This window comes from Pelagibius sp. (assembly GCF_965249265.1).
Taxonomy (GTDB): domain Bacteria; phylum Pseudomonadota; class Alphaproteobacteria; order Kiloniellales; family Kiloniellaceae; genus Pelagibius.
In genome coordinates, this window is record NZ_OZ252224.1 from 3,360,540 (window position 1) to 3,383,929 (window position 23,390).

The following is a 23,390-nucleotide window of genomic DNA, read 5'->3' on the forward strand; positions in this document are numbered from 1 at the left end:
CAAGAGCGGCCGAACTGAAGGCAAAGACAGCCTGTGGGCTGGCAAGACCGATTGCCGGAGCCGAGCCACCCTCCGCCAACACTGCTCTGGTCACCGGTCCGTGACTGGGAATTTCCGAGCGCCGACCTATTTGAAAGCCAAAGCGTAATTTGGGAAAGAGGTCGAACTCTAATGATCAAGACAAACCTTGGTGTCTGGCTTGCCGCACTCGCGATCGCGGTGTTCCTGGGTGCAGAGAATGCCGCTGCCGACAGCCGCGACGACCGCTTCGAGGCAAAGGCGCGGGCGCATCTGGCCACGCTGGACATCACGGAAACGGATATACGATCCATCCGCATCGTCCTGCTTCGGCGCAAAGACGACCGGGCCGGCCCGGATATCCGCGGTGGGGAGGCCTGGGTGCGCCTCAACGACTGCAGCGGCTATGTGGTTGTCGTCATGAACCGCGCAGCCGCCTTTGTCCGTCAGGCCTACACCCGCGGCGACTGCTCGGTTCCGGGGCTCGCCAACTATTAGACCCGACTCCAGACATCACATGGGGCATTTGCCCGATCAGCTCTGACAATTGCGCAGAGCTGAGTTGCAGGGCTTGGCATGACGTGTGATCGACCCCAGTTTTAAAACCTGGGTAGTTGATTTCCGGGATATCGCCATGCTCTTCCGCATCCTTGCCTTTGCCTGTCTGATCTCCCTACCGGCAGCGGCCAGCTTGCTGGCAGCTTCCACTCCGGCCGCCGCGGCGCTTCAGTGCGAGGCGCAGATCAATGAATCCCTTGCCGGCATGTCGATTCCGCAGGACGACGTGAAGTCGGTGAGGGTAATGCGCCGTGGAAAAGGCGCAAAGTCAGCAACCAACTATACCTGGGATGCCTGGGTCCGGCGGAACTCCTGCAGCGGCTATGTGATGATCCACATGACCCGAACCTGTATGATTCAACAGGTTTACACGACCGGCGACTGCAGGGTTGACGGCATGCAGCGTTACTAGTTCCCTAAACCTCTGGGTAGAGCGAATCATCCGCATAAGTCATGCGGATGCACGATCCGAGGCAACTCGGAAGGGAGAACCCGTCAATCGATGCGCAAGCTCGCTCTCGCCGCCGCGACCATGGCCCTGATCATGAATCCGTTCTGGGCCACCGCCGATCAAACCATAGAGGTCGATCAGATTACCGATCCCCGGGCCCGCTCGGCCCATGAGATGTTTCGATTCTCACCCGATCTGGTGAAACTGGATCCTGGGGAAAAGCTGATATTTCTGAATTCGCGGTCCCACCACACCGTTCACAGCATTCCTCAGTTCTGGCCCGAGCAGGCCCCAAAGGTGGCGATTTCCAACAAACCAAGGGTCGAGGTGGCGCTCGAACAGGAGGGCTTCTACGGCTTCACCTGCCGCCGCCACGGAACCTATGGCATGACCCTGCTGGTCGTCGTCGGCAACCCGGAGATCGGGGCTGATTTTGAGGAGAGAATCGACGCAATGCGGGCTTCCAGCCGCGAGAAAGCATCTTTCCGCGCCTTGATCGAAAGGTATCGAGGCTCCCTTTAGCCTCTCTACTCTACCGTGACCGCCTTGGCGAGATTGCGCGGCTGATCGACGTCGGTGCCTTTGAGCACCGCCGTATGGTAGGCCAGAAGCTGCACCGGCAGTGTATAGAGCAGCGGCGCCACGAAGGGATCGACCTTCGGCAGTTCGATCACGTGGGCGGCTTCGTCGCCGGCGCGGGCAATGCCCTCGGCATCGGAAATCAGGATCACCTTGCCGCCGCGGGCGATAACCTCCTGCACATTGGCCGCGGTTTTCTCGAACAACGGCCCGGCCGGTGCACAGACAACGATGGGAACATCCTCGTCGATCAGGGCGATGGGCCCGTGCTTCATCTCGCCGGCGGCATAGCCCTCTGCATGGATGTAGCTGATCTCCTTCAGCTTCAGGGCGCCTTCCAGGGCGATGGGATAGAGCGCCCCACGGCCGAGGTAGAGCACATCGCGCGCCTCCATCACATCCGCAGCGATCATGCGGATGGTGGTGTCGTGGTTCAACACCTCGGCCACCCGGGCGGGCACCTCCAGCAGCGCCTGTGACAGCGCGGCCTCACGGACCGCGTCGATGCTGCCCCGGGCACGGGCCGTGGCCAGCGCCAGGCAGGCGAGCACCGTCAACTGGGTGGTGAAGGCCTTGGTCGAGGCGACGCCGATTTCCGGTCCGGCCAGGGTCTGCAGCACGGCATCGGACTCCCGCGCAATGGCGCTCTCCGGCACGTTGACCAAAGACAGGATGGTCTGTCCGCAGCGCTTGGCATAGCGCAGCGCCTCCAGGGTATCGATGGTCTCACCGGACTGAGAGATGAACAGGCCGAGCCCGCCCTCGGGCATCGGCGCTTCGCGGTAGCGAAACTCCGAGGCGATGTCCACCTCGACCGGCTGGCGGGCGATCTGCTCGAACCAGTATTTGGCAACCAGCCCTCCGAAAGAAGCGGTGCCGCAGGCTGAGATGGTAATCCGCGGCAAGGCCGAAAAGTCGATATCGAGGTCCGGCAGTTGCACCGATCCCTTCAGCGGATCGAGAAAGGAGTGCAGCGTATCGCCGATCACCGCCGGCTGCTCGAAAATCTCCTTCTGCATAAAGTGGCGGTATTCGCCCTTGCCGATCATGGCGCCGGAAAGCGCGGTCTGTTTGACCTCTCGCGCCACCGGCCGGTCGTCGGCATCGTGAACCTGGGCGCTCTCTTTCGTGAGTTCGACCCAGTCACCCTCCTCCAGATAGCAGATACGGTCGGTGAGCGGCGCCAGCGCCAGGGCGTCGGAGCCCAGGAACATCTCGCCGTCGCCGTAGCCCACCGCCAGCGGCGAACCGCGGCGCGCGCCGATCATCAGGTCATGACGGCCGGCAAAGATGATCGCCAAAGCAAAGGCCCCTTCGAGGCGCTTCAAGGTGGCGGCAACCGCCTCCTGCGGCGACATCTGCTTTTCCAGGTAATCGCGCACCAAGTGGACCACCACTTCAGTGTCGGTTTCGGTCTCGAAGCTGTGGCCCGCCTCGGCCAATTGACCGCGCAGTTCTTTGAAGTTCTCGATGATACCGTTATGGACCACCGCGACGCGTTCGTTGGCATGGGGGTGGGCGTTGGTCTCACTCGGCCGGCCGTGGGTGGCCCAGCGGGTGTGGCCGATGCCGATGGTGCCTTCGACCGGCTGCTGTTCGACCAGCTCGGCCAGGTTCACCAGCTTTCCCTCGGCCCGGCGGCGATCGATGGAGCCGTTCATCAGCGTCGCGATCCCGGCGGAGTCATAGCCGCGGTATTCCAGTCGCTTCAGGCCGTCGACCAGCAGAGGGGCGACGGGGGCGGTACCGATGATTCCAATGATGCCGCACATATATCCTTGATCCTCTCGTTTACCTGACGCTGCCGAAGCGCTTTAAGGCGGTTCGGAATTCAGCCCTTCTTGCCGTCTTTCGCGATCTTCTTCGCTTCCTGCTCAGCCCGGTACTGCGCCGCCTTGCCGGGGCGCTGCTGCTGCTCGCCACGCGCCACCGCCAGGGCATCGCCGGGCACATCCTTGGTGATGGTGCTGCCGGCGCCGATCAAGGCACCGGGCCCCACATCCACCGGGGCCACCAGAGCGGTGTTCGAGCCGATGAAGGCTCCGGCCCCGATGGAGGTGCGATGCTTGGCATAGCCGTCGTAGTTGCAGGTGATGGTGCCGGCACCGATGTTGGCCCCCGCCCCGACGCTGGCATCGCCGATGTAACTCAGATGGTTGGCCTTGGCGCCGGTCCCGAGTTCGGCATTCTTGATTTCGACAAAGTTGCCGACATGGGTCTTTTCCGCCAGCCGGGCGCCCGGACGCAGGCGGGCAAAGGGTCCCAGGACAGAGTCGTCGGAGACCTTCGCCCCCTCCAGATGGCAGAAACTGCGGATCTCCACCCGGTCCCCCACCGTGACGCCGGGTCCGAAGAACACCGAGGGAAACACGGTTACGTCACGCCCCAGCCGCGTGTCGGCGGAAAACCAAGTCGTCGCCGGGTCGATCAGGGTGACACCGGCATCCATCGCCCGGCGGCGCAGACGATCCTGCATCACACCCTCGACCAGCGCCAGATCGGCTCGTGAGTTCACCCCGTGTACTTCTTCCGCCGGACACTCCACCACGCCGGCGGGGCGGCCGTCCTGATGGGCCAGGCCGAAAATGTCGGTCAGGTAGTATTCGCCCTGGGCGTTGTCGCTGCCGAGCCGTTCGATCAGATCGAAAAGGCGCCGGCCCAGGCCGATAACGATACCGGCATTGCAAAGGCTGATCCGGCGCTGCGCTGAGTCGGCATCGGCGAATTCGACGATTTTCTCAACCCGCCCGGAGTCGTCCAGGATGATACGGCCATAGTGGGCCGGGTCCTCCGGCCGGAAACCCAGGCCGATAATCTCCGGCGCCCCGGGTTCGGCGCGCGCCGCCACCATCCGGTTCAGCGTCTCCGCGGTCAGTAGCGGGGTGTCGCCGAAGACCACCAGGACCTCGGTCTCGACGATGCCGAGCAGAGGCTCCAGCGCCTCCCGGGCCGCGGCAACGGCATGGCCGGTGCCTTGCGGCTTGGCCTGGATGGCGCAACGACTGGGGGCCGCCGCCGCCTCGACATCGGCCATGCCCGGGGCGATGACAACGACGGTTTCTTCCGGCGAAAGCGTAGCGACGGAGGACTGTACGTGACGCAGCATGGAACGGCCGGCAACCGGGTGCAGCACCTTGGGCAGGTCGGACTTCATGCGGCTGCCTTTGCCGGCAGCCAGGATTACGACGGCGAGTTTACGGTCTGACATGGTGGAATCGTCAAATCTAAATCAGTGCTGATGATAAGCCGGACGGAAGTCTCCAGGACCGGAGTCGTTTCACTTGAACCGGGCGGAGAGTGCCACAGGCCAATTTTTCCCAGCAAATCAACAATTGTTGCCGCTTATTACAGGCTGTTGCGGTTTGTTTCAAGGAAGGACCCGAAAGCCACAGAGAGCGGAAACCGCCAGGTATCCGCTCCCCGATCCGAATAAGAGAGAGGGCGGATACCGCTGGGTATCCGCCCTCTCCTGCTTTGCACTCAATAAGCCGAAATCGCGTCAGTATTAGCGCCGCGCCATGCCGTTCCGGTAGGAACTCGTGCGGGTCGCCCTGGCAATCGCAGCCATGCGATTGGCCGTTGACGGACGCGAAGATGCCAGACGAGCTGCGATCAGGCGACGCGTCGCAATAGCCTTACGGGAAGGCGTCCTGCGGGCGATAGCCTTACGGGCAGTCGTCTTGCGAGCCGTCGTTTTGCGGGCCGCGGGCTTGCGGGCCGCCGTCTTGCGAGCGGTCGTCTTCCGCGCGGTGCTCTTGCGAACTACGCGCTTCTTGGCGGCCGTCTTGCGAGCCGGACTCTTGCGAGCCGTGGTCTTGCGAGCGGTCGTCTTCCGCGCGGCGCTCTTGCGAACTACGCGCTTCTTGGCGGCCGTCTTGCGAGCCGGGCTACGGCGAGCCGTGGTCTTGCGAGCGGTCGTCTTCCGCGCGGCGCTCTTGCGAACTACGCGCTTCTTGGCGGCCGTCTTGCGAGCCGGGCTACGGCGAGCCGTGGTCTTGCGAGCGGTCGTCTTCCGCGCGGCGCTCTTGCGAACTACGCGCTTCTTGGCGGCCGTCTTGCGAGCCGGGCTACGGCGAGCCGTGGTCTTGCGAGCGGTCGTCTTCCGCGCGGCGCTCTTGCGAACTACGCGCTTCTTGGCGGCCGTCTTGCGAGCCGGGCTGCGGCGAGCCGTGGTCTTGCGAGCGGTCGTCTTCCGCGCGGCGCTCTTGCGAACTACGCGCTTCTTGGCGGCCGTCTTGCGAGCCGGGCTACGGCGAGCCGTGGTCTTGCGAGCGGTCGTCTTCCGCGCGGCGCTCTTGCGAACTACGCGCTTCTTGGCGGCCGTCTTGCGAGCCGGGCTACGGCGAGCCGTGGTCTTGCGAGCGGTCGTCTTCCGCGCGGCGCTCTTGCGAACTACACGCTTCTTGACGGCCGTCTTGCGAGCCGGGCTGCGGCGAGCCGTGGTCTTGCGAGCGGTCGTCTTCCGCGCGGCGCTCTTGCGAACTACGCGCTTCTTGGCGGCCGTCTTGCGAGCCGGGCTACGGCGAGCCGTGGTCTTGCGAGCGGTCGTCTTCCGCGCGGCGCTCTTGCGAACTACACGCTTCTTGGCGGCCGTCTTGCGAGCCGGGCTACGGCGAGCCGTGGTCTTGCGAGCGGTCGTCTTCCGCGCGGCGCTCTTGCGAACTACGCGCTTCTTGGCGGCCGTCTTGCGAGCCGGGCTGCGGCGAGCCGTGGTCTTGCGAGCGGTCGTCTTCCGCGCGGCGCTCTTGCGAACTACGCGCTTCTTGGCGGCCGTCTTGCGAGCCGGGCTACGACGAGCCGTGGTCTTGCGAGCGGTCGTCTTCCGCGCGGCGCTCTTGCGAACTACGCGCTTCTTGGCCGCTGTCTTCCGAGCCGGGCTCTTGCGAGCCGTCGTCTTCCGGGCGGTGGTCTTCTTCACAACGCGCTTCTTGGCCGCCGTCTTCCGAGCCGGGCTCTTGCGAGCCGTCGTCTTCCGGGCGGTGGTCTTCTTCACAACGCGCTTCTTGGCCGCCGTCTTCCGAGCCGGGCTCTTGCGAGCCGTCGTCTTCCGAGCGGTGGTCTTCTTCACAACGCGCTTCTTGGCCGCCGTCTTCCGAGCCGGGCTCTTACGAGCCGTCGTCTTCCGGGCCGTGGTCTTGCGGGCCGTAGTCCGCCGGGCCGTCGACTTCCGGGCAGCCGTCTTGCGAGCCGTGGTCTTACGGCGCGCCGTGGTCTTCTTGGCGGCGGTTCTACGCACCGCCTTAGTACCAGACTTCCGGGAAGCCTGTTTGCTAGTGATAGCCATTGCTATTTCCTCGTCAAACTCTGTAAACCCAAGTGGATTTCGGCTAATAAGAAAGGGTCATATCCCTATTGCATTAATAAAAGATTACCGAAATCCGCAGTTCATAGACGGCGGACAGTAGCCAGTATTCCAGACTTAGGTCGAATTGAGGATAAGAGGCGCGACGACTTCAGGCTTCATTAAGGACGGTTCAGCCGCAGCATTCCTTGGATTTCGGGGATTTCGAGATGGCAAACCACGGCTCAGAGCCGGTCCTGGCACCTAAGACAAGCCAAGGCTATTTCATGGATTAACTTGCGGCCCGCCGGGCGTCTTCTCAGTCGTTTCTTCAGTGTAACGAGAAGGCCCCGCCATCCATTGGAAATGCCCTAAAAAGGCGAAAATCCGGGCGCCTTGACAGGTCCGGGCGCCTGTCCTAAACCACGCCACCGCGAAACGGGCCGTCATGGCCACCGGACGCCATCCGGCGGCATCAGTGCGGGCGATTAGCTCAGCGGGAGAGCGCTCCCTTCACACGGGAGAGGTCACTGGTTCAATCCCAGTATCGCCCACCATTCCAAAGCCACAGAATCCTGCCTCCAAACCCAAAACCGTCGAAAAGCGCCTCAAGCTCAAGCGAACCAGTCGAGACTCTGGCCATGCGGTCCCGTCCAGGCGACCGGCTGACCGTCAATCGACAGAAGAAAACTGCCCTCGGTCGGTGACGGGGGCGCCTGCGCCGCAATACGCGGGAAGACCCTGGGCGATTCATTGCTGATCCAAACCGCCGAGGCGTTCATCATCTTCTCAGCAAAAGCTTCGCGGCGCTCCTCCTCGCCGATATAGGCAAGAACGGCGGAATGGAAGACGACCAGGGTCGCCTCATCAGGCGCAGCCTCGATGATTTTGTCCAAATCGACGAAGAGGTCCCCCCGCTGGACTTTAGGGGGGTCCTGACGGGCAACGGTTACGGCTGCCTGGAGACGCTCGGCCCTTTCTTCCTGGCCGGGCCAGACCAGCGTTTGTAACCAAGCCACATCGCTCTGTGAGCCTGGATCAAGCGGATTGAGGTCCAGCCCACGGCGCCAGACGACCCTGGGCAAGGCCATCGGCAGGGGCGTGTTGCCACCCACCTTGCAGGGGAACTCCGGCGGCATGGTCCCGCTTGGCAGTTCAGGCCGAAGGGAAACATCGCCGTAGTCGTAGCCATACCTGTCCGGCAACAGACATAGGCCGGCTGAGGCGCCGACTTCCACCAATGCCAGGGGCTGCGGCAACCGCGCCAGAAGCGGCAGCAGGGTGGCGCAGCGCGCCGGCTCGTTGGTCTGTGTGGTCCGCTTCAGCATGATCCGGCGCAGATCCTGCGGCCTCTCGCGGACAACCCTGACCAGACCGTCGCCGCTTGCCGGCACCCCGGCCAGGTGCCGCACGGCAGCCAGGAACAAGTTGGGTTGCCGGCGCTCATCGGGGAACGTGGCGATGAAACCTAGAAGCTCCGGTGAGTCTCCAATGAAGAGTGCCAGATCTTCGTAAACCGCCGATACACCGTGCGCCTCAGCCTGGGCGAATCTTCGATAGCTCTGCGACAGTTCTTCAAGAACAGCGGCATCGCCGGTCATCACCTACAGCCGCAGTAGGGCGAGCTTTGCGCCGAAGGCCACAAAGACCGTGCCGGTCAGCGCCTTGATGAAGCGCCGGAAGGCGCCGCTGCGCAGCCCGGACGACAGCCTGGCGAACAGCCGCACCATGACGCCGAACCACAGCACGTTGAGCATGGCGTGCAGGAAAACCAGGAAGAAGGCGGCCGTCACCGCCCCCTCACCTGTCGGGATGAACTGTGGGAAAGCGGCAAGGTAGAACATCGAAACCTTGGGATTCAGCGCATTGGTGAGGAAGCCCTCGCCAAAAGCCTTCAGCCAGCCGCGCCGCCGCGCCGAGGATGTCGGCGCCTGCGGCAGAGGCTGCGCGCCCTTCCAAGCCTCCCACAAGGCCTTGGCGCCGAGCCAGACCAGGTAGGCCGCCCCCAGAAGCTTGACGATCAGGAACAACTCCGCCGACTGGACCAGAATCAGCGACAGGCCGAAGATCGACAAAACGCCGTGGACGTAAAAGGCAATGACAAAGCCGGCGATATTGGCGAAACCGCCGCTGCGGCCCGAGGCCGGCACGGTCTTGGCGATCAGCACGCCGTTGGGGCCCGGCGACATCACCAGCAAGGCGGCCACCACGACAAATGCGAGTATTTCGGTCAGTCCCAGCGGCACCGGGCGTTCTCCTAAACTTCTGCAATGGTCTTCCGTGAACGGAAGGCAGTCTACCGCGGAGAATGTGGGTTTGGCCACAGACCCTCGGCGTAGCTCAGCGTACCCTGTTCCCCGCCGCTTTGAGCTGTGTGGGGTGGAGAGCAATGGCAAGTGAAGCCGGGAAAACGCTCATTGGGAAAGACTACGTCTTGGGCCGGCTGGTTCTAGATTACATCCGTGCCTTCATGTGGCCCCTGGTCGCCATTGTCGTGGTCCTCGTCTATCAGAACGACGTCCGAACCTTGATCTTCGAGCGTGAGATCGACGTTTTCGGGGTCCGGATCGGCGCCAAGGTCGAACAGATCGAATCCCAGGCCCTGGCGGAAATCGCCGATGTCCGGGTACTGCTGGAGGCCCAGCAGGCCAGCGGCTCAGACAATGCCGCCAGCCCGCAGATCGCCGAGGACATCGATGCCAAGCTTGCCAACCTGGAACGCAACCTGACCCGCGAAATCGCGGAGGTTCAAAGCGTTCAGCAGACCCGCCGGCCACCGCCACCGCCAAGCGCGCTGCCGAGCCGGGCGCCGTCGTCACCGCCCGCCGCCGACAGCATCGCGGCCCGCGCAAAGGCCGCCGAAAGGCGCGGCTTTCAGGCGTTGATCGATCACGACGTCGCCGCCGCCATCAAAGCCTTCGACAACGCCCGCAGTATCTGGCCGGACTACAACAACGTGGCCGAGATCGGCCAGGCTCTGCGCCGGTTCGAAAGCAGGCTTCAAGACCCGGAAAGCCCGATGTGGCCCCAGCTCTATCGCGAGATCCTGACACGTTATTCCTGGGGCATGCCGGAAGACCTGCGCATCGCCATCCGCAAGGGCGCGAAGAAAGCTTATTGAAGAAAGTGCTGTTTTAGCGAGCCGTTGCCTTGCGACGGCTTTCGCGCTTCAGGGGGCGCGAGACCGGGCAGACTTCCTGAACGAAACCGTTCAGGGTGTTCACCAGGTTCTCCTCGACCAGCCGGTAGTGAATGAACTGCCCGCGCTTGTCGCCGGCGATCAGGCCGGCGTTTTCCAGGATAGAAAGATGCTTGGAGATCGAGGGCTTGGAAATGTCGAAGCGCTCGGCAATATCCCCTGCCGTCAACTCGCTGGCGGAGAGGTAGGCCAGGATCTTACGCCGTACCGTCGACGACAACGCCTGAAAGACCTTCTCCATATCTTACCTTTCCGCGCTTTGGTCTGCAGGCCGCCTTGGGCCCCTGAGATTTAGCTGCTTAACTAATCAATATATAGGGCCAGGGTGGAAGCCAGGCAAGACGGCAGACATCCGGCGTTCCAGCCATTATACCGAAGGACCGGTGAACCGGGCCGGTTGCCTGGCCCCCAGACCCAAACGGAGCGTCCCTTTGGCCCTTCTTCCTCAAGCAGCCATCTTCCTGGGCGCCGCCGTGGTGGCGGTGCCGCTGTCAAAGCGCCTCGGCTTTGGGGCGATCCTCGGATACCTTGCCGCCGGCCTGGCCATCGGCCCTGGCGGCTTCGGTCTGATCTCCCAAGTCGATGCGATTCTCCATTTTGCCGAGTTCGGTGTCGTCCTTCTACTCTTCGTCATCGGTCTGGAACTGCAACCCAGCCGCCTCTGGGCCATGCGCAAATCCGTCTTCGGTTTAGGGCTGGCGCAGGTGATGGTGACCGCCGTTCCCCTTGGACTGGCGGCCCTGATCTACGGCCTCACCATCGAGACGGCAATCATCATCGGCCTCGGCCTGTCGCTGTCTTCCACGGCCTTTGCCCTGCAAAGCCTGGCCGAGAAGAACGAGCTGACCACGCGGCACGGCCGCTCGGCCTTTTCCATTCTGCTATTCCAGGATCTTGCGGTTATCCCGCTGATCGCGATGATCCCCCTTCTCGCACCGGCCGGTGGCGACAGCGGCGGCGGCAGCGGCTGGCTGGAAGCGGCCAAGGTGGTGGCCGTGCTCGCCGCGGTCATCGTCGGCGGCCGCTACTTTCTGCGTTATGCACTGCGCATCGTCGCCCTCACCAAGGTTCGGGAGATTTTCACCGCCATGGCGCTGCTGACGGTGACCGGCACCGCCCTGATCATGGAGTCCATCGGTCTTTCCATGGCGCTCGGTGCCTTCCTGGCCGGCATGCTGCTGGCGGACTCCGAATACCGCCATGCCCTGGAAGCGGATATCGAGCCTTTCAAGGGATTGCTGCTCGGCCTCTTCTTCATTGCGGTCGGCATGTCCTTGAACATCTCGCTGATCTTCGAAAGCCCCTTGGAGATCATCGGCTGGGTGATTTTCCTGATGGCGACCAAAGGGCTGATCTTGGCCGTGCTGGGACGTTTCGCGGGATTGAACTGGACCTCGGCCCGTAATCTGGCGGCAGCCATCTCTCAAGGCGGTGAGTTTGCTTTCGTCATTTTCGGCATCGCCGTCGCCGCACAGTTGATGGACAACGGCCTGGCAGATCTCCTGATCGTCGTGGTGACCCTTTCAATGGCGGCCACCCCGCTGCTCGCCGCGGCCAACAGCTGGCTGTCCGGCCGCGGTAAAAGCCAGGAGGAAACACCGACCAAGCCTGAAGACATGGAAGAAAACCAGGTCATCATCGCCGGCTTCGGGCGCTTCGGGCAGATCATCGCCCGCATCCTCCGCGCCAGGAAGATCGGTTTCACGGCGCTCGACGTGAGTGCCGAACAGGTCGACTTCGTCAAACGCTTCGGCAACAAGATCTACTATGGCGACGCGTCGCGGCTCGATCTGCTGCGGGCGGCCCAGGCGGACAAGGCGGTGATCTTCGTGCTGGCCATCGACGATGTCGAAGCGTCGCTGCAAACGGCCGCTACGGTGACCGAGCACTTTCCGAACCTGACCATCTATGCCAGAGCGCGAAACCGCAAGCACGCCCATCAGCTCATGGATCTGGGCATCACCAACATCCGCCGCGAGACCCTGCACGCCAGCCTGGATCTTTCGCAGGCCGTTCTTGCCGGGCTCGGCCTGCCGGCCACGGAAGCGGCACGCAGCGTGAAGACCTTTCAGGAGCATGACGAGCGTCGCCTTGTCGCCCAGCATGCGGAACACAATGACGAGGAGAAAATGATCTACATGGCAAAGGAGGCCGCCGAAGAACTGGAAGAGCTGTTCGATCATGATGCCCGGACGGAGGCGGCGGAATGATCGGACGCGGCACGAGGGACGGATCGAGGAGAGTGCGGCAATGAGCCCGGAAGGCAGCAACAAGCCGAGGCGTGGACTGATCCCGCTGGAGACGGTAAGGCAGATATCCGGTCTCGCCCTGCTTCAGGGCATGGTGGAGGGCCGCTTTCCGCCGCCCCCCATGGCGGAGACCCTCGACTTCGCCCTCATCTCCGCAAAGCATGGAGAAGCGGTCTTTCGCGGCACGCCCGGCTCTCACCATTACAATCCCCTGGGCACCGTGCACGGCGGATACGCGGCCACACTGCTCGATTCCGCCCTGGGCTGCGCCGTGCACAGCACCCTGGAAGCCGGCGAAGCTTACACAACGATGGAATTCAAGGTGCATCTGGTGCGGGCGATGACCGAGGCGACCGGTGATGTGCTGGCGCAAGGCCAAGTGATCCATCGCGGCCGACGCTCAGCAACGGCAGAGGCCAAGCTTGTTGATGATGCCGGCAAGCTTTACGCGCACGGCACGACCACCTGTATGATTCTTCCGATTTAGAAAAACGCCTCAGCCAAGAAAGCACGCCGATGGCGGCAGGCCGGCGTCAACCCGATCCGAAGCGCAACGGCGCCGCCTGGCGGTCATTGCTGTTGTCGGCGGCAGGCATGTTATCGACGGCACGGCCACCAACCACCGCTTTGCGGCCAGGGCTGACCCCCGCCTTGCGGCCGGTCAGGTGGCGTTCCCGCAACACCTCTTCGAGGCTGCGCAACGGCTTCAGGAGGTAGGGGCTGAGGGGTTGTTTCGTCGTCATAGTCTTACATACGCCGGCAACGCGCAAAACGGTTCAGCCGGCCTAGCCCTCGCGCCAAGCAGCCGTGGATTTGCATCGCTTACAGATGCGTTCTCCCGACCAAGTGCTTTCAAAGTGGTCGCGGCATTTAAGGCAGCTTCGAATCACTGAATCCTGGCGGGAAACGGCTTCCGGCTTTTTCAAAGATGTCTGGCTCATAGGGGTTACTTGGGTTTTGGATTCAAGTATTTCAAGGGGTTAAGAGCCAAGCCGTACGGCAAAGGCGCGCTTCTTCGCAACCATGACAAGAACTTGGGATTGACTTCCTGGATACTCGGTGGGGATTGCCAACCATGATATGCAGGGCGCGCCAAGCTTCGCGCTTAACGTGCGCGCTTGGGTCACATCCCTGGGATCGAGGCCAAAGCCCAGGCTCTAGGCAGCCTGTGGTACCCTTCGGCCCCTAAAGCCACCATCCATGCCGAAGAAAGGCCGCAGGGCATTGCCCAGGTAGCTGCCGCCCAGCGCCGCGGCAAACCACAGCCAGCCGTGGAGACTGCCCGAGGCGACGCCGCTGAAGTAGGCGCCGACGTTACAGCCATAGGCCAGACGCGCGCCGTAACCCATCAGCAAACCACCCAGGGCCGCGGCAAGCACCCTGCGCCAGGGCAGCCGCCAGGCCGGATTGAACTTTCCGGCAAGCCCGGCGGCCAGCAGAGCGCCGACAATCACGCCGAAGTTCATCACCGAGGTGCTGTTCGCGAACACCGAGCCCGCCAATGCACGGCTCGGAAAAGGCCAGGTCCAGAACGCCCAGGTGGAAAGGTCAAGACCCGCGGCGCTGGCCAGCTTGCCGCCCCAGAGCGTGTAGCCGAAACTGATTGTCCAGGGGTGACCGGCGGAGACCAGGGTCACGGCATTGAGGACCGCCAGCAAGACAGCGCCCCAGAGCAGCGGCCAGGGGCCGGAAACAAGCCGGCGCCATCCCGTCGGCCCGACGGTCCCGGATGCCGCTGCGCCAGGACGGCGGCGCCGTTCGACCCACAGCGTGAATGCGGCAATCGCTGCCAGAAGCGCCAACTGCGCCGCCAGGGCCTGAAACAGGCCCCACTCTCGCAGGATGGAAACGCTGCCCCAGCTTGCGGTCTCAATCCACCACGGCATATGGGCGGTACCGATGAGCGAGCCGATCATGAAAAAGATCAGTGCAAAGACCATGTGGGTCGAGCCGCCGCCGACCGTATAGAGGGTGCCGGAGGCGCAGCCACCCGCCAGTTGCATACCGACGCCGAAGATGGCGGCACCGACCGCGACCGATATGCCCAAGGGTGCCACCGCTCCGCCGCCGACCGGCTGGCCGAGAAAAGAGCCGTGATCGATCAACGGAAAAAACAACAGGCTTGCCAAGCCCAGCATCACCATTTGAGCGCGCAGGCCGGCGCCCCTGCCCTCGGCGATGAAAACCCGCCAGGCGGACGCAAACCCGAAGGCGGCGTGATAGAGGACCAGCCCCAGCGCCGCGCCCAGGATGTAAAGCCAGGCCATTTTGCCGCTGGCGCCTTCGGCGATATAGAGGGCGCCGGCGGCGAGCAACACAAGCGCCGGGCCCGACACGCGCCAGTCCGGCCGGTGAACTGCATCTGCAAGGCTTGTCATGGCAGCCAGGTCACTTCTCCATGCCGCTGTAAGGGGTGGTTCTTGGCGTGCTACTGGCCTTTCACTTCGATCGGCAGGTCCTTCTGGGCCGTCCAGTCGACCATCGATCCGTCATAGAGGCGTACGTTCTTGCGGCCGAGGATTTCGCTCTGAGCAAACCAACCCAGCGAAGCCCAGTGGCCGGTGTTGCAAAAGGTGATCGCCCCTTCGTCCTCGGCGCCGACACCGGCGGCCTGCAGCAGTTCGGAAACCCGGCCGCTGCTGACGAAGCGGCCTTTGTCGTCGGTCAGTTGACTCTCCGGGACCGATACCGCCCCGGGAATGGTGCCCGGGCGCTGAGCCGCCGGATGACTGCTCTGGCCGAGATACTGGGCAGTCGGCCGGTTGTCGATCAGCACCGTCCCGGCCTTCATCGCAGCCGCGACATCGTTGCGGTCGGCGATCATCTCGGGCCGGAAATCGGCTGTGAAGATGGTGGCTTCAGGGCTCGACGGACCGCGGGCAACCGGGTTCGACGGATCAGCCGCGTAGGCGCGGTAACCGCCGTCGAGGATTGAAACCGCATCGTGGCCCAGGACCTTGAAGGTCCAGTAAACCCGGGTGGCGCTGCCCATCTCCAGAGCGCTGGCACCGGCAGCGACGATGACCACATGGTCGTCGTTGCCGATGCCAAGGCCGCCGATCAGCGCTTCCAGATCGGCAACCGGCGGAAGCTGACCGGGCACGCCGTCGCGCTTGCTGCGCCAACCGTCCCGCAGATAGTCGCTGTAGACGGAGCCGGGGATGTGACCCTCGGCAAAGACCGCAGCCGACCCGCCGCCGATCTTGTTGCGGATGTCCAGCAGACGGACGTCATCCCGCGCGGCATTGGCCTTCACCCAATCAACATCGACAAGCGGCTCAACACTCCCGGCGGCGGGCGCGGGCGAAGGCTGCGCCAAAACGGCGCCCAGCAGAAAAAAGGCCGCCAAAACCGCCTCGCCGGCGGCCCGGAGACGGCCCCGTTGTGGTGAGTCGATCTGAGACATCTGCGGCCCTTCCGTCATCAACGATCATTCGATAATTAATCATTACACGATGTAAATTTTTCTAAAATAACAAATAAATAATGTTATTTATGCCGCTATTTTGCCCCTTGCGGTATCGCGCGACAGTCGATTGAAAGAAAATTGTGACGTTACGGACCGCTGGCGATTTGTTGTTTTGCCGCGCGGTCCTTTGATGGGGGAATATGTGTTGTGCTTTTGCCGTGCCGGCACCGGGCATTCCCGGCGTTGGCATTATTTCGGTTGGTGATCGCCTGAGTTGGCGATCGTCTGACCGGAAAGCGGCAGCACGGCTGGGAGAGCCGTATTTTCGGAGGGATACTTTAATGATCAGCAATCGCTATGCCGGACGCTATACCGGACGTGGCTTCAGAGCCGCCGCCGCCCTTGTCCTGCTGGGCCCGGTGGTCGTCGCCTGCACGGAAGTCAAGGACGCCTTGGACGGCGCTAACGATGGCATGTCGGGCGCGCTGACCAGCGACGGAACACCGGCAGCCAGCAGCGAACAGGCCGCCCTGGTGGATACGGCGGCCCTGAATGCGCTCTATGACGAAGGTCTGAGCCTGCGGCAGGGCGGCGCCGAAGACGAAGCCATCATCCGCTTCAAGGAAGCAGCCGAACGGGGCCATGGCCCCGCCGCCTTCGAACTTGGCGAGGCCTACAACCAGGGGCGCGGCGTCGATCAGGACTTAAGCGCTGGCGCAAAGTGGATCAATGCGGCAGCCGCGCGCGGTGAACCGCGGGCGCAGTATGTCGTCGGCGCGGCCTACTATAACGGTGATGACGTCGAGCAGGATTTTGTCCGCGCTGCAGGATATCTGGAGAACGCCGCCGATCAGAATTATGCCCCGGCTCAGTTCCTCCTGGCTGAATGTTATGCCAACGGACGCGGTGTGACCAAGAACCTCGCCTGGGCTGCGCGCTGGTACGGCAAGGCCGCCGAACAGGGACATCTGGACGGCGCCTTTTCCTATGGAGTCATCCAGGCTGCCGGGCTGGGTCTGCCGACCAACCTGCCCGCGGGCTATGGCTGGCTTTCTATCGCAGAACAGAAGGGCCATGCGAATGCGAAAGACATTCGCGCCGCCATCGCCAACAACATGTCGGCACGCGAACTGGAAGTCGGTAAAGCCCGCGCGGCGGCTTTTGAACCGCAGAGCGATCAAGTCTTTGCCGACAAACCGACCGTTATGTTCGTTCAGCACAGCCTGAACCAACTCGGCTTCAATGCGGGCAGTGTGGACGGGCTGCCGGGTCCGCGGACCCGTGGAGCGATCGACGCCTATCAGAAAAGTGTTGGCCTTGGAGACAGCGATCCGGAGATTACGCCTGAGTTGCTGCAGCGCCTTTTCGAAAGCCAGCAGAATACAGCCTGAGTCCTGAGCGGAAATCGAAGTGAGAGCGCCGGCGGCCAACGGGAGGCCAGCCGAAATCGGCTTTCTCGGCTGTATTCTGGAAGTCTAAAGGCCACCGGTATTTGGCATTCTCTTTGCCATGACAAATCGGCCTTCGGCACGGACAGATAACCGTCTGCAAAGACCCGCGCGTCTCGCCCGTTTGATTGATTGGCAATTAACGGTATGATTAATACTGCCTTAGGAGTTGTGCCGCAGGTTGCGTTGCAGCAGCGCGAAACAACAATGCGGGGGATCATTGCCAGTTCCGGTTTATCGGCTCATGTACATAAGCACGTCGAAACAGGCGATGGGCGAGCAGGAACTCGAGGCCATTCTGTCGGTTGCGCGCGAAAAAAACATCGATTTGGGTGTCTCCGGCCTGCTGCTCTATGTCGACCGCCACTTCCTGCAGTACCTGGAGGGGGAGCAGGGGGTGGTTGAAGACCTCTACCGGCACATCGAAAAAGACGAAAGGCATTCCGGCGTGATGCGGCTTTTCGCCGGCCTTTACGACCGGCGTATCTTTACCGACTGGTCGATGGGCTTCCACCGCCTCAGCGAAGACGAACAGGCGGAGCTGTCCGGCGCCATCGATCTCTGCAAGAACTCCGTCCGCGATACCCTGCCCGAAGAAGCGCCCGAAGAGATTGTCATATTCATGGAGAGCTTCTACCGCACCAGCAAGGGTCTGCGCGACCACGCGTGATGTGGCGGGGCGGCGGCTGATCGGCTAGCGGCCGGTGGTCCGGAAAACTTCGGAAATCAGAACAAGTTCATTTGAGAAGGCGCTTCGGGCAGGCGTTCTTCCTCCAGCAATCCGGCATCATCGTTTCTGACCGCGTTGACCCGTTTCGAGACAGGGGTCAGGGCCAGCGCCTCGCCCGGCAAGGGCCGCAACAAAGGCTTGAGGGCCGTGGGACTGCTGGCCGGGTCGAGCCACTGCCCGACATCATCTTTCGACAGAATAACCGGCATGCGGTGATGGACCGTCGCCATCACCTCGTTGGCCGCCGTGGTGATCAGCGCACAGGTGTCCCTGGCCCGGCCCTGGTTGCTGTTGGCATCGCTGCCCACACCTGCAGGTTCCCAGATCGCCGCAAAAGCGAAAGGTCCACCCTCCAACAGACGAACATGGTAGGGCTGACGATTGCCGCCCTGCCGCCATTCGTAAAAGCCGTCAGCGAAAACCACACAACGCCTAGACCGGAACGCAGCGCGAAACGATGGTTTCTCGGCGACGGTCTCGGCACGCGCATTGATCAGCGGTGCCATCGGCCGCGCGCCAACCGCCTTGCCGTCATTGGCCGCGCCATCATTGGCCCGGCCCTCTTTCGACCAAGACGGCACAAGGCCCCACTGCAGCCAGGCGAAGTGACGCTGCAGGTCTTCGCCCAACCGCATTGCCGCCACCGGCTCCCCCGGAGCGATGTTGAAGCGCACGGTCAGATTCGGCATCTCGGGGAAACCGAAAAGCTGGCGCACGGCCGCCAAGGGCGTTGTCAGCAGGAAGCGGCCGCACATAGCAAAGACAGCTTTCTTGTGGGTAACCGCGCCTCTGCCCTTGCGGGAAAAGCCCTAAGCGCTACTATGATTAATGTTCTTATTTTGTTCACGATGACAGAATCAAGACAGCTGGATAGATTTGGTCCACATTTGGTGTGGGGCCAGGGGCATCAACCCAAGATGTAGTGGAGTTACGCTCCGTTTTCACATTTGAATTTTCCACAAGCTGTGGACTGAGGGGATACAAACATGGATGGATCGGGGATTTTCGCGCGCAACCGGGCTGTCGACGCCGAGGTCGAAGCCAACCCGGGTGTTGTGGATAACGAAGCGCCTGTCGAAATGCAACCCGATCACGCCGCGAAACACCTGAATACGGCGGCGGCTGAGGCCGATGCCGTGAAGGCTGAGGGCGCGAGCGAATCCGCCTCCGCCGAATCGGAAGACACCGAGGATCTGCTCGGCAACGGCCAGATCCGCGACGAGTTCCAGAACGAGCGGGGCATCAAGGTCCGCATTCACCGGGAGCGCGACGACCTGCTGACCGCGTTCGGCAAGGCGACCCTGACCGACCGCTATCTGATGCCCGGCGAAAGCTTTCAGGACCTCTTTGCCCGCGTCGCCGCCCACTACGCCGACGACAGCGCCCATGCCCAGCGTCTCTATGACTATATCTCCAAGCTCTGGCTGATGCCCTCCACGCCGGTGCTGTCCAACGGCGGCACCAAGCGCGGCCTGCCGATTTCCTGTTTCCTGAACGAAGCCGGCGACAGCCTGGACGGCATTCTCGGCCTGTGGAACGAGAACGTCTGGCTGGCGGCGCGCGGCGGCGGCATCGGCAGCTATTGGGGCAACCTGCGTTCGATCGGCGAGAAGGTCGGCCAGAACGGCAAGACCTCCGGCATCATCCCTTTCATCCGGGTGATGGATTCGCTCACCCTGGCGATCAGTCAGGGCTCCCTCCGGCGCGGCTCGGCGGCTTGCTACATCCCCGTCTCCCACCCGGAGATCGAGGAATTCATCGAAATGCGGCGGCCGACCGGCGGGGACCCGAACCGCAAGGCCCTCAACCTGCACCACGGCGTGGTGATCAGCGACGCCTTCATGCGCGCCGTCGAAAAGGATGAGGAATGGGGGCTGCTGAGCCCCAAGGACAGCGCCGTCATCCGCAAGGTGAAGGCGCGCGATCTCTGGATCCGCATCCTCACCGCCCGCATCGAAACCGGCGAGCCCTACATCATCTACGGCGACCATGTGAACCGGCAGATCCCGGAGCATCACAAGCTGGCCGGCCTGACGGTGAAAATGTCGAACCTCTGCAGCGAGATCACCCTGCCGACCGGCATCGACCACCACGGCGTCGACCGCACCGCGGTCTGCTGCCTGGCGTCGATGAACCTCGAGACCTATTTCGAGTGGCAGGACAACGAGGCGCTGGTCGAAGACACCATGCGCTTCCTCGACAACGTGCTGCAGGACTTCATCGACAACGCACCGGATTCCATGGCCCGCGCCAAGTATTCGGCGGCACGCGAACGTTCCGTGGGCCTCGGCGTCATGGGCTTCCACTCCTTCCTGCAGGCCAACGGCATTCCCATGGAAGGCGTCATGGCCAAGGTCTGGAACAAAAAGATCTTCGCCAATATCCGCAAAGGCGCCGACGCGGCCTCGCGCAAGCTGGCCGAAGAGCGCGGCGCCTGCCCGGATGCCGAAGAGTTCGGCATCATGGAGCGCTTCTCCAACAAGATGGCAGTGGCGCCGACGGCATCGATTTCGATCATCTGCGGCGGCGCTTCGCCGGGTGTCGAGCCGATCGCCGCCAACAGCTACACCCACAAGACCCTCTCCGGCTCCTTCAACGTGCGCAACAAGCACCTCACCGCGCTGCTGGAGGAAAAGGGCCAGAACACCGAAGAGGTCTGGACCTCGATCACCGTCAACGAAGGCTCCGTCCAACACCTGGACTTCCTCAGTGACGATGAAAAGGACGTGTTCAAGACGGCTTTCGAGTTGGATCAGCGCTGGCTGATCGAACACGCGGGCGACCGCTCCGAGTTCATCTGCCAGGGCCAGTCGCTAAACGTCTTCGTGCCTGCGGACGTGCACAAGCGCGACCTGCATCAGATCCACTACCAGGCCTGGAAAAAGGGCGTGAAGAGCCTCTACTACTGCCGCTCCAAGTCGATCCAGCGGGCCGAATCCTCGGAGATCTCCGGCGCCGCCGCCACCGTGCCGCACCTCGGCAAGATATCCTCCAAGGAAACGCCCGCGGCCAACGCGACGGACTACGAGGAGTGCCTTGCCTGTCAGTAAGCACCGATAACGCGGCCCCTTAGGGCCGTCAGAGTTAGCCTTCGAAGAACCAGAGTTTATTGGGGATGCTTCGGGGCTCAGAGGCCGGCGGTTCGGGGGGACCGCCGGCCTCACCTGCCAAAGGCCTTAGCCAACGTTACGTTGGCGGAACAAAAGGCCCAGAACACTGAACGGCAGCCCGTCGTTGAAGACCGGGCGCCACCTTTGGAGAAGTCACGCCATGTCCCTGCTTGATGCCAGCCCCGTCTACAAACCCTTCCGCTACCCCTGGGCCTATGACGCCTGGCTGATGCAGCAGCGCATTCACTGGTTGCCGGAAGAGGTGCCGCTGGCCGACGACGTGAAGGACTGGAACCGCAACCTGACCGGTGCCGAGAAGAACCTGCTGAGCCAGATCTTCCGCTTCTTTACCCAGTCCGACGTGGAAGTGAACAACTGCTACATGAAGCACTACAGCCGGGTGTTTCAGCCGACCGAGGTGCAGATGATGCTGGCCGCCTTCTCCAACATGGAGACGGTGCACATCGCCGCCTATTCGCATCTGCTCGACACCATCGGCATGCCGGAATCAGAGTATTCGGCCTTCCTTCATTACAAGGCGATGAAGGACAAATACGACTACATGCACGAGTTCGGCTGCGACACGAAGGAGGAGATCGCCAAGACCCTGGCCGTCTTCGGCGCCTTCACCGAGGGCCTGCAGCTCTTCGCCAGCTTCGCCATTCTGCTGAACTTCCCACGCTTCAACAAAATGAAGGGCATGGGCCAGATCGTCACCTGGTCGGTGCGCGACGAGACCCTGCACACGCAGTCGGCGATCCGCCTGTTCAAGACCTTCATCGAAGAGAATCCGGAAATCTGGACCGAGAAGTTCGAGCGCGATCTCTACAAGGCCTGCGAGACCATCGTCACCCACGAGGACGCCTTCATCGATCTCGCCTTCGAACAGGGCGGCATCGAGGGCCTGGAGGCCGAGGAAGTGAAGGCCTATATCCGCTATATCGCCGACCGCCGCCTCACACAGCTCGGCCTGCAGCCGATCTATCGCAGCGACAAGAACCCCCTGCCCTGGCTGGACTCCATCCTGAATGGTGTCGAACACGTGAACTTCTTCGAAAACCGCGCGACGGAGTATTCCAAGGCCGCGACCCAGGGCAATTGGGAAGAGGCCTTCGACTGACCCCTGTTCAGCCTGTCACCCTCGGGCTTGTCCCGAGGGTCCATGGCGCCGACTGCGCGGTTCCAGCAAGCTTCAGAATGGATGCTCGGGTCAAGCCCGAGCATGACATCGGTGGTATCGCTTTATCTATACCCCAGCGCCGCCATCATCGCCCGGCGCAGGGCGTAAACGTTGGCGACGCCGAGCAAGGTTCCGCCCTGCTCTAGGGTCACCAGCAAACGCTGCATCTCCACATCCTCAAAAGAGTCCAGACGGGCCCAGGCATCAGGCAACTTGGCACTGACCAGCAGCTTCACCGGCATCACCGCCCCCTTGGGATCGAGCCGCAGGCCCGGCAGGCCTTGGTGGACGCCTTCGGGTACCTGCCCGAGGTCCCCGCGCAGCGACCCGTCGCACCACTCGCCGCCGAGATCGGCGATCTGATGGTGGTTCACCTTGCCCGGCGCCAGGGTGCCGTAGACGGCCAGTTTTTCGGAACAGTTGAAGCGCTGCTCCAGCAAAGCTTCATCCGCGGCCGCATCGGGCATCAGGCCAAGGCGACCCTTGTTCGCCCGCGCGATTGCTGCCGCAAGCCCGTCATCTTTCAACACCATCGCCTTCGCCGTTTCTATTCGTCCTTCTTGTCCAGGCTCACGCTACCATCGTCGTTCAGGGTCCAGAAGGGGTTGAAGGCGACCTCCCAGGGATGACCGTCGGGGTCGGCGAAGTAACCGGAGTAGCCGCCCCAGAACACCTTCTCCGCCGGCTTCAGGATGGTGGCGCCCGCCGCTGCGGCTTCCGACAGGGCGGCATCCACCGCCGCCTCGTCGCCGACGTTATAGGCCAGGGTTATGCCGCCCAGGGTCTTGCCCGGCTCCAGGGGGGCCAATGTCAGCTTGGCATCCTCGGCCAGGGCTTCCAGTCCGTAGAGTCCGACAAGGATGCCGCCGAGCTGATAGAAGGCGACCTGTCCGTCCACCCCGTCTCCCAGAGTCCAGCCGAGGCCCTGTTCGTAGAAAGCCCGGGCGCGGGCAAGGTCCCGTACCCCAAGGGTCACCATGGTCAGGCGCTGTTCCATCTGCTGCTCCTTTGTTGCTCCAGGCCGTGAAGCTAACCCGGCGGCCAGCCGACATGCTCCTGTCAATTCGAGTGTGTACCGGCAATCCGGCCATGCGTCTGCCTCATGGAACCGTCATGACTTTCCCCTTGGTGCCCGGCGGGTCCCTCGACTATCATCAAGATCTATCCACACATTCTTT

General features: G+C 62.7%; 22 protein-coding genes and 1 tRNA gene. 11 read left to right on the forward strand and 12 right to left on the reverse strand.

Annotated features, from left to right (window positions below; all coding sequences use genetic code 11):
- Nucleotides 1-171 precede the first annotated feature (171 nt).
- From ACP146_RS16030 to ACP146_RS16040, 3 genes are all read left to right on the forward strand, one after another.
- Nucleotides 172-516 (forward strand): hypothetical protein, encoded by a 345-nt coding sequence (locus tag ACP146_RS16030; RefSeq protein WP_422367754.1) that lies wholly within the window; start codon nucleotides 172-174, stop codon nucleotides 514-516.
- 136 nt (nucleotides 517-652) lie between these two features.
- Nucleotides 653-988 carry a hypothetical protein gene (locus tag ACP146_RS16035; protein WP_422367755.1) on the forward strand — a complete coding sequence of 112 codons (336 nt, stop codon included), beginning with the start codon at nucleotides 653-655 and terminating at the stop codon, nucleotides 986-988.
- Nucleotides 989-1,078: 90 nt separating this feature from the next.
- A complete protein-coding gene (locus ACP146_RS16040) occupies nucleotides 1,079-1,549 on the forward strand; it encodes a plastocyanin/azurin family copper-binding protein (RefSeq protein ID WP_422367756.1) in 471 nt (156 codons plus the stop codon).
- A 5-nt stretch (nucleotides 1,550-1,554) separates the two neighbouring features.
- On the opposite strand, the gene glmS is transcribed toward ACP146_RS16040, so the two are convergent.
- The 3 genes from glmS to ACP146_RS16055 all read right to left on the reverse strand — a co-directional run bounded on the left by glmS (nucleotide 1,555) and on the right by ACP146_RS16055 (nucleotide 6,890).
- Nucleotides 1,555-3,378: a glutamine--fructose-6-phosphate transaminase (isomerizing) gene (glmS, locus tag ACP146_RS16045; RefSeq protein ID WP_422367757.1), complete on the reverse strand. Its 1,824-nt coding sequence runs from the start codon at nucleotides 3,376-3,378 to the stop codon at nucleotides 1,555-1,557.
- Between the two features lie 59 nt (nucleotides 3,379-3,437).
- On the reverse strand, nucleotides 3,438-4,814 hold the full coding sequence (gene glmU / locus ACP146_RS16050) for a bifunctional UDP-N-acetylglucosamine diphosphorylase/glucosamine-1-phosphate N-acetyltransferase GlmU (RefSeq protein WP_422367758.1): 1,377 nt from the start codon (nucleotides 4,812-4,814) through the stop codon (nucleotides 3,438-3,440).
- Nucleotides 4,815-5,111: 297 nt separating this feature from the next.
- Nucleotides 5,112-6,890 carry a histone H1-like repetitive region-containing protein gene (locus ACP146_RS16055; RefSeq protein WP_422367759.1) on the reverse strand — a complete coding sequence of 593 codons (1,779 nt, stop codon included), beginning with the start codon at nucleotides 6,888-6,890 and terminating at the stop codon, nucleotides 5,112-5,114.
- A 479-nt stretch (nucleotides 6,891-7,369) separates the two neighbouring features.
- Between ACP146_RS16055 and ACP146_RS16060 the strand changes: the two genes are divergently transcribed.
- Nucleotides 7,370-7,444: transfer RNA gene (locus ACP146_RS16060), tRNA-Val, on the forward strand.
- Between the two features lie 57 nt (nucleotides 7,445-7,501).
- Here the strand turns inward: ACP146_RS16060 and ACP146_RS16065 are convergent.
- Both ACP146_RS16065 and ACP146_RS16070 read right to left on the reverse strand, forming a co-directional pair.
- Nucleotides 7,502-8,488 carry a DUF2332 domain-containing protein gene (locus ACP146_RS16065; protein WP_422367760.1) on the reverse strand — a complete coding sequence of 329 codons (987 nt, stop codon included), beginning with the start codon at nucleotides 8,486-8,488 and terminating at the stop codon, nucleotides 7,502-7,504.
- A 3-nt stretch (nucleotides 8,489-8,491) separates the two neighbouring features.
- A complete protein-coding gene (locus ACP146_RS16070; protein ID WP_422367761.1) occupies nucleotides 8,492-9,133 on the reverse strand; it encodes a LysE family translocator in 642 nt (213 codons plus the stop codon).
- A gap of 143 nt (nucleotides 9,134-9,276) precedes the next feature.
- On the opposite strand from ACP146_RS16070, the gene ACP146_RS16075 reads away from it, so the two are divergent.
- The gene (locus ACP146_RS16075; RefSeq protein ID WP_422367762.1) at nucleotides 9,277-10,008 is read left to right on the forward strand and encodes a hypothetical protein; all 732 of its coding nucleotides are present in this window, start codon (nucleotides 9,277-9,279) and stop codon (nucleotides 10,006-10,008) included.
- A 13-nt stretch (nucleotides 10,009-10,021) separates the two neighbouring features.
- Here the strand turns inward: ACP146_RS16075 and ACP146_RS16080 are convergent, their stop codons facing one another.
- Nucleotides 10,022-10,327, reverse strand: coding sequence for a metalloregulator ArsR/SmtB family transcription factor (locus ACP146_RS16080; RefSeq protein WP_422367763.1), 306 nt, complete (start codon nucleotides 10,325-10,327; stop codon nucleotides 10,022-10,024).
- Between the two features lie 190 nt (nucleotides 10,328-10,517).
- Here ACP146_RS16080 and ACP146_RS16085 point away from each other — a divergent pair, with 190 nt between their 5' ends.
- Together ACP146_RS16085 and ACP146_RS16090 are read left to right on the forward strand one after the other, a co-directional pair.
- Entirely contained in the window at nucleotides 10,518-12,296 is a 1,779-nt protein-coding gene (locus ACP146_RS16085) for a monovalent cation:proton antiporter-2 (CPA2) family protein (protein WP_422367764.1), read from the forward strand.
- 40 nt (nucleotides 12,297-12,336) lie between these two features.
- Nucleotides 12,337-12,822 (forward strand): PaaI family thioesterase, encoded by a 486-nt coding sequence (locus tag ACP146_RS16090; protein WP_422367765.1) that lies wholly within the window; start codon nucleotides 12,337-12,339, stop codon nucleotides 12,820-12,822.
- Between the two features lie 46 nt (nucleotides 12,823-12,868).
- Here ACP146_RS16090 and ACP146_RS16095 read toward each other — a convergent pair whose 3' ends face one another.
- The 3 genes from ACP146_RS16095 to ACP146_RS16105 all read right to left on the reverse strand — a co-directional run bounded on the left by ACP146_RS16095 (nucleotide 12,869) and on the right by ACP146_RS16105 (nucleotide 15,741).
- Nucleotides 12,869-13,078, reverse strand: coding sequence for a hypothetical protein (locus ACP146_RS16095; RefSeq protein WP_422367766.1), 210 nt, complete (start codon nucleotides 13,076-13,078; stop codon nucleotides 12,869-12,871).
- Nucleotides 13,079-13,492: 414 nt separating this feature from the next.
- Nucleotides 13,493-14,713, reverse strand: coding sequence for a YeeE/YedE family protein (locus tag ACP146_RS16100; RefSeq protein ID WP_422367767.1), 1,221 nt, complete (start codon nucleotides 14,711-14,713; stop codon nucleotides 13,493-13,495).
- Nucleotides 14,714-14,763: 50 nt separating this feature from the next.
- Nucleotides 14,764-15,741: a sulfurtransferase gene (locus ACP146_RS16105; RefSeq protein ID WP_422367768.1), complete on the reverse strand. Its 978-nt coding sequence runs from the start codon at nucleotides 15,739-15,741 to the stop codon at nucleotides 14,764-14,766.
- 344 nt (nucleotides 15,742-16,085) lie between these two features.
- Between ACP146_RS16105 and ACP146_RS16110 the strand changes: the two genes are divergently transcribed.
- Both ACP146_RS16110 and ACP146_RS16115 read left to right on the forward strand, forming a co-directional pair.
- Nucleotides 16,086-17,135 carry a peptidoglycan-binding protein gene (locus ACP146_RS16110; protein ID WP_422367769.1) on the forward strand — a complete coding sequence of 350 codons (1,050 nt, stop codon included), beginning with the start codon at nucleotides 16,086-16,088 and terminating at the stop codon, nucleotides 17,133-17,135.
- A 301-nt stretch (nucleotides 17,136-17,436) separates the two neighbouring features.
- Nucleotides 17,437-17,862: a BLUF domain-containing protein gene (locus tag ACP146_RS16115; protein ID WP_422367770.1), complete on the forward strand. Its 426-nt coding sequence runs from the start codon at nucleotides 17,437-17,439 to the stop codon at nucleotides 17,860-17,862.
- A gap of 56 nt (nucleotides 17,863-17,918) precedes the next feature.
- On the opposite strand, the gene ACP146_RS16120 is transcribed toward ACP146_RS16115, so the two are convergent.
- Nucleotides 17,919-18,677, reverse strand: a complete 759-nt coding sequence (locus tag ACP146_RS16120) for an SOS response-associated peptidase (protein ID WP_422367771.1) — start codon at nucleotides 18,675-18,677, stop codon at nucleotides 17,919-17,921.
- Nucleotides 18,678-18,908: 231 nt separating this feature from the next.
- Here ACP146_RS16120 and ACP146_RS16125 point away from each other — a divergent pair, with 231 nt between their 5' ends.
- Together ACP146_RS16125 and ACP146_RS16130 are read left to right on the forward strand one after the other, a co-directional pair.
- On the forward strand, nucleotides 18,909-20,972 hold the full coding sequence (locus ACP146_RS16125) for a ribonucleoside-diphosphate reductase subunit alpha (RefSeq protein WP_422367772.1): 2,064 nt from the start codon (nucleotides 18,909-18,911) through the stop codon (nucleotides 20,970-20,972).
- A gap of 220 nt (nucleotides 20,973-21,192) precedes the next feature.
- On the forward strand, nucleotides 21,193-22,152 hold the full coding sequence (locus ACP146_RS16130; RefSeq protein WP_422367773.1) for a ribonucleotide-diphosphate reductase subunit beta: 960 nt from the start codon (nucleotides 21,193-21,195) through the stop codon (nucleotides 22,150-22,152).
- A gap of 122 nt (nucleotides 22,153-22,274) precedes the next feature.
- On the opposite strand, the gene ACP146_RS16135 is transcribed toward ACP146_RS16130, so the two are convergent.
- Together ACP146_RS16135 and ACP146_RS16140 are read right to left on the reverse strand one after the other, a co-directional pair.
- Nucleotides 22,275-22,745, reverse strand: a complete 471-nt coding sequence (locus ACP146_RS16135; RefSeq protein ID WP_422367774.1) for a gamma-glutamylcyclotransferase family protein — start codon at nucleotides 22,743-22,745, stop codon at nucleotides 22,275-22,277.
- A gap of 14 nt (nucleotides 22,746-22,759) precedes the next feature.
- Nucleotides 22,760-23,209 (reverse strand): VOC family protein, encoded by a 450-nt coding sequence (locus tag ACP146_RS16140; RefSeq protein ID WP_422367775.1) that lies wholly within the window; start codon nucleotides 23,207-23,209, stop codon nucleotides 22,760-22,762.
- Nucleotides 23,210-23,390: the final 181 nt, after the last annotated feature.

Bases quoted from the DNA above. Each gene is read 5' to 3' on its own strand.
- glmU (WP_422367758.1), bottom strand. From the start codon at position 4,814: ATGTCAGACCGTAAACTCGCCGTCGTAATCCTGGCTGCCGGCAAAGGC.
- ACP146_RS16125 (WP_422367772.1), top strand. From the start codon at position 18,909: ATGGATGGATCGGGGATTTTCGCGCGCAACCGGGCTGTCGACGCCGAG.
- ACP146_RS16095 (WP_422367766.1), bottom strand. From the start codon at position 13,078: ATGACGACGAAACAACCCCTCAGCCCCTACCTCCTGAAGCCGTTGCGC.
- ACP146_RS16120 (WP_422367771.1), bottom strand. From the start codon at position 18,677: ATGTGCGGCCGCTTCCTGCTGACAACGCCCTTGGCGGCCGTGCGCCAG.
- ACP146_RS16100 (WP_422367767.1), bottom strand. From the start codon at position 14,713: ATGACAAGCCTTGCAGATGCAGTTCACCGGCCGGACTGGCGCGTGTCG.
- ACP146_RS16080 (WP_422367763.1), bottom strand. From the start codon at position 10,327: ATGGAGAAGGTCTTTCAGGCGTTGTCGTCGACGGTACGGCGTAAGATC.
- ACP146_RS16075 (WP_422367762.1), top strand. From the start codon at position 9,277: ATGGCAAGTGAAGCCGGGAAAACGCTCATTGGGAAAGACTACGTCTTG.
- ACP146_RS16055 (WP_422367759.1), bottom strand. From the start codon at position 6,890: ATGGCTATCACTAGCAAACAGGCTTCCCGGAAGTCTGGTACTAAGGCG.
- glmS (WP_422367757.1), bottom strand. From the start codon at position 3,378: ATGTGCGGCATCATTGGAATCATCGGTACCGCCCCCGTCGCCCCTCTG.
- ACP146_RS16035 (WP_422367755.1), top strand. From the start codon at position 653: ATGCTCTTCCGCATCCTTGCCTTTGCCTGTCTGATCTCCCTACCGGCA.
- ACP146_RS16030 (WP_422367754.1), top strand. From the start codon at position 172: ATGATCAAGACAAACCTTGGTGTCTGGCTTGCCGCACTCGCGATCGCG.
- ACP146_RS16115 (WP_422367770.1), top strand. From the start codon at position 17,437: ATGTACATAAGCACGTCGAAACAGGCGATGGGCGAGCAGGAACTCGAG.
- ACP146_RS16130 (WP_422367773.1), top strand. From the start codon at position 21,193: ATGTCCCTGCTTGATGCCAGCCCCGTCTACAAACCCTTCCGCTACCCC.
- ACP146_RS16135 (WP_422367774.1), bottom strand. From the start codon at position 22,745: ATGGTGTTGAAAGATGACGGGCTTGCGGCAGCAATCGCGCGGGCGAAC.
- ACP146_RS16140 (WP_422367775.1), bottom strand. From the start codon at position 23,209: ATGGAACAGCGCCTGACCATGGTGACCCTTGGGGTACGGGACCTTGCC.
- ACP146_RS16040 (WP_422367756.1), top strand. From the start codon at position 1,079: ATGCGCAAGCTCGCTCTCGCCGCCGCGACCATGGCCCTGATCATGAAT.
- ACP146_RS16110 (WP_422367769.1), top strand. From the start codon at position 16,086: ATGATCAGCAATCGCTATGCCGGACGCTATACCGGACGTGGCTTCAGA.
- ACP146_RS16065 (WP_422367760.1), bottom strand. From the start codon at position 8,488: ATGACCGGCGATGCCGCTGTTCTTGAAGAACTGTCGCAGAGCTATCGA.
- ACP146_RS16105 (WP_422367768.1), bottom strand. From the start codon at position 15,741: ATGTCTCAGATCGACTCACCACAACGGGGCCGTCTCCGGGCCGCCGGC.
- ACP146_RS16090 (WP_422367765.1), top strand. From the start codon at position 12,337: ATGAGCCCGGAAGGCAGCAACAAGCCGAGGCGTGGACTGATCCCGCTG.